The following is a 3,205-nucleotide window of genomic DNA, read 5'->3' on the forward strand; positions in this document are numbered from 1 at the left end:
TAATCTCAAATAAATCCCGCAGCAAGCCTATCAGGAGTTATGCAACAAAGCCGCTGGGTGATGTGCGGCCAGATCGAGATCGTGTTGAACTGGTACTGGTCGCCTTCCCACGAAAACGGCTTCTCGCTCGTCCACGCCTTCAAGATCAGGTCGATGCCTTCCTGCGTCATCGGCTTGGTTTTGTCGGCGGCGGTGTCATAGGTCTTGTGCTCGTTTGGCGTGCCGCGCAGGAACAGCACTTCCAGCCGTCCGCCGCTCAAGGCATCGAGCATCGCCACTTCCTCGGCCAGACGCACCGGGTTGTTCAGCGGTACGAGCGGGCCCAGCAGCGCAACCCGAACGCGCTTCGTGCGCTGGATGATCGCAGAGGCCATGATCATCGGGTTCGGGGTCATCTGATAGGGCGCGTAGTGGTGCTCCGAAACGCTCACCCAGTCGAAGCCCAGCGCCTCGGCCGCTTCCACCATCTCCAGGTAGCGCGCATACGACACCCCCGCCACGTCGGGCTTGCAAAACTCCGGCGAGGCCGGCCAAATCTCGATGCCAGGCGCGGGACCATCGTACCCGGTCATGCACAAATATGATACCTTCATGGGTCCCGATTCCTCTCTTGTGTCATCAAGCCCGTTCGCGGCACGGGCATGCGAAAAACTGGTTGCCTCGCAACCAGACAGTCGTGCATGATTTACTGATCATGCACAATAAAGTAGGTTGGACGACGTTTCCAATCCGCGCGGATGTGGCGACACAAGGACGCGACACCTGTGATTAAGGTGTGAGGCAACGTCGAAGTCGCGCGCAACGCGCCTGGTCCCGGGCAGAGATGAGGCCTACCACGAATGGGAAGCGTTCGCTGATTGCCCAGACCAGCCTTATTCCGCAATCCAAGCAGGCGTTCTGGAAAGCGCTGATCTTCATGTCCTTGCCGCGAACAATGACGGCTAACGCGGAGCCGGTTTTGATATCACTTGCGATCCATTGGCCAGCATCGGAAACCTCAGCCACTTGGGCAATGGTAGCCCATACCAGGCCGAAAGCATCCTGTTCCGCGTCGAAACAACTCTGCGCACACCCCCCGATCGCCAGACATGCGAGGCAGCGGATGATCGCCCGCCAAACGAAGCGGCCTCACGGCGATAGACGCATGCCGGCCTTGGCCGCCACCTCATCATTCTCGGAAATACTTCAATCAGTCATCAGGCATTGCCCAGCCGATTAGTGGGCATAATTGCCGTTTATAAAGATTCTCTACGCAATATTTATTTTGGAAAAACCATGCCCTTAAATTCCCAAGGAAGTGATATTACTCTCCGTCGTCAAGCAATAGCTTGCAGTCCCTTCGCCTTAACGAGATTGAGTAGCTTGAGCGAGGGCCCGTCTGGACGCTTCTCGCCTCGCTCCCACTTGCTGACAGCGTCTTTCCGGACATTGAGGTAATGAGCAAACACCGGCTGCGAAACATTCTCGCGCTCCCGCAAAGCCCGAATTTCTTCGGGCGCCATAGGCTCGACCGGCGTGAGGCACAGCGCATCGAACTCCCGCATCGTCGACTTGTCGACGAGACCGATCCAATGTAATCCCGCTGCGGCTTCATGCACTGAAGCCAAAATCGGGCTTGCAGCCCGCTTACTTTTCGTGTTCGTGATCTTCATCCGAAACCTCGATCAACTCACCCGCCACGACAGCGACCCCTACCTCGTCTTCGGAAAGACCCAGGTATACCGCCACCAATTTCTTGAGTGCCTTAAGCTCTTTCACACTTACATTGGCCTTCTCATTCTTGGCAAAGCCGTGAGCGAAGAAACTGTGCCCACCAACCTTGAACAGAATGATGGTCCGAAATCCTCCCGACTTACCGCCGCGGTGTCTGGCCACGCGCTGCTTGAACACGCCGCCGCCCAAGTCCGCGTCATAATTCCCGGCCGCGACATCACCTGCCGCGGCGTAAAGGCTGCCTGACGCAAGTCCCGCCTTGCGCGCGAAACGGGCGAATCCCCTCGTCATGAACACTGTCACGATCGAACTCGCTCGACGGAACGACCCATAGTATAGTCCTGAGAGCTATAATTTCAAGGCTTGCCAGGCTGGTCCCCATAAACCGCCGGACAAAGGTCGCCATGGCACCTCCGACAGGCACATGATGCTATGCGTCCAGCCGCGCAGCGAGCTCGGCTGCTCGCGGCTTGTAGTAGATTTGCAGCATCGAAAGGGACTTGTGTCCCGTGATCGCTGCCAACTCCAGCACGTTGGACAGCTTCGGTGCCATTGTCGTGGCAGCCTCCCGTCGGCTGTCGTGAAAGTGGATCTGGGATAGGCCGGCTTCGCGCTTTGCATCACGAAACAGCTTGTCGAAGTGCCCCGTCCGCACAGGCACGACCGGCGCGGTCGGCTCTCGCTTCCTCACTATGCGCAGCAGCGTCATCGCTGCCTTCGACAACGGCACGTCGCGGTCGTCGCCGTTCTTCGTCATGTCGAGGTGCGCGGAGCGAGCGTCAAAGTCGATGTCCGACCACCGCAGCGACAATATCTCGCCCTTCCGCATGGCAGTTGCGAGCGCGAGGTAAAAGGCGAACGCGACCCATTGCCTCGACGACATCGGTTCCGACGTTCCATCCCAACCAAGCTTTGAGATGATCGCCTCGCGGTCCGCGACCGTGATTCGCTGCGTTCGCGACCGCGGCTTGCGTGGCTTGGTGATCAGCGCACAGGGATTGAGTGTCAGGCCCACACGCCACTCCTTCATGGCGTGGGTGAACATGCTTGAGATGAGACAGAGTTCGCGGTTCACCGTCGAGGCGGATACCTTGCACAGGCGTTTGTCGCGCCACTCCGCCATGTCGGGTCCGGTGATCGCGGTGATCGGTCGGTCGAAAAGGCGGTACCGGCGGACAAGCATCTTGATGCGAATCTCTTCCCACCGCCCGCCTCTTTTCCCAGGCGACACTTCTTTCGCGTAACGAGTGAACAGGTCCTTGGCCGCTTTCCCGCTGGCGGGTGCGACTGGTCCCTGGGCAACGGTCTCGGCGAAATCACCCGCGAGAATCTTTGCTTCGGTCGCGATCGCCCAAGCTTCGGCCTCGGCTTTTGTATCGAAGGTCGCTGATAGCGCCCCACCTTTGCGACGCACCTGGACGCGCCACGATCTCTTTCGCTGTCAATCGGCGTCCAATCGGGACCCCCTATCGGCGCGCAAAAGGGACCCCCT

General features: G+C 58.8%; 4 protein-coding genes. All 4 read right to left on the reverse strand.

The window, feature by feature from the left end; all coding sequences use genetic code 11:
- Positions 1-5 precede the first annotated feature (5 nt).
- Complete coding sequence (locus ACEK02_RS30225) at positions 6-572, reverse strand: LLM class flavin-dependent oxidoreductase (protein WP_371425122.1); 567 nt, start codon at positions 570-572, stop codon at positions 6-8.
- 744 nt (positions 573-1,316) lie between these two features.
- On the reverse strand, positions 1,317-1,652 hold the full coding sequence (locus tag ACEK02_RS30230; protein WP_371425123.1) for a helix-turn-helix domain-containing protein: 336 nt from the start codon (positions 1,650-1,652) through the stop codon (positions 1,317-1,319).
- A complete protein-coding gene (locus tag ACEK02_RS30235) occupies positions 1,627-2,016 on the reverse strand; it encodes a type II toxin-antitoxin system RelE/ParE family toxin (RefSeq protein ID WP_371425124.1) in 390 nt (129 codons plus the stop codon). Before ACEK02_RS30235 ends, ACEK02_RS30230 begins: the two co-directional genes overlap by 26 nt.
- Before the next feature lie 127 nt (positions 2,017-2,143).
- Positions 2,144-3,127: a tyrosine-type recombinase/integrase gene (locus tag ACEK02_RS30240; RefSeq protein WP_371425125.1), complete on the reverse strand. Its 984-nt coding sequence runs from the start codon at positions 3,125-3,127 to the stop codon at positions 2,144-2,146.
- Between the last annotated feature and the right edge of the window lie 78 nt (positions 3,128-3,205).

The sequence above is a fragment of the Tardiphaga sp. genome (genome assembly GCF_041424195.1).
Lineage (GTDB): Bacteria > Pseudomonadota > Alphaproteobacteria > Rhizobiales > Xanthobacteraceae > Tardiphaga.

Bases quoted from the DNA above. Each gene is read 5' to 3' on its own strand.
- ACEK02_RS30225 (WP_371425122.1), bottom strand. From the start codon at position 572: ATGACCGGGTACGATGGTCCCGCGCCTGGCATCGAGATTTGGCCGGCC.
- ACEK02_RS30230 (WP_371425123.1), bottom strand. From the start codon at position 1,652: ATGAAGATCACGAACACGAAAAGTAAGCGGGCTGCAAGCCCGATTTTG.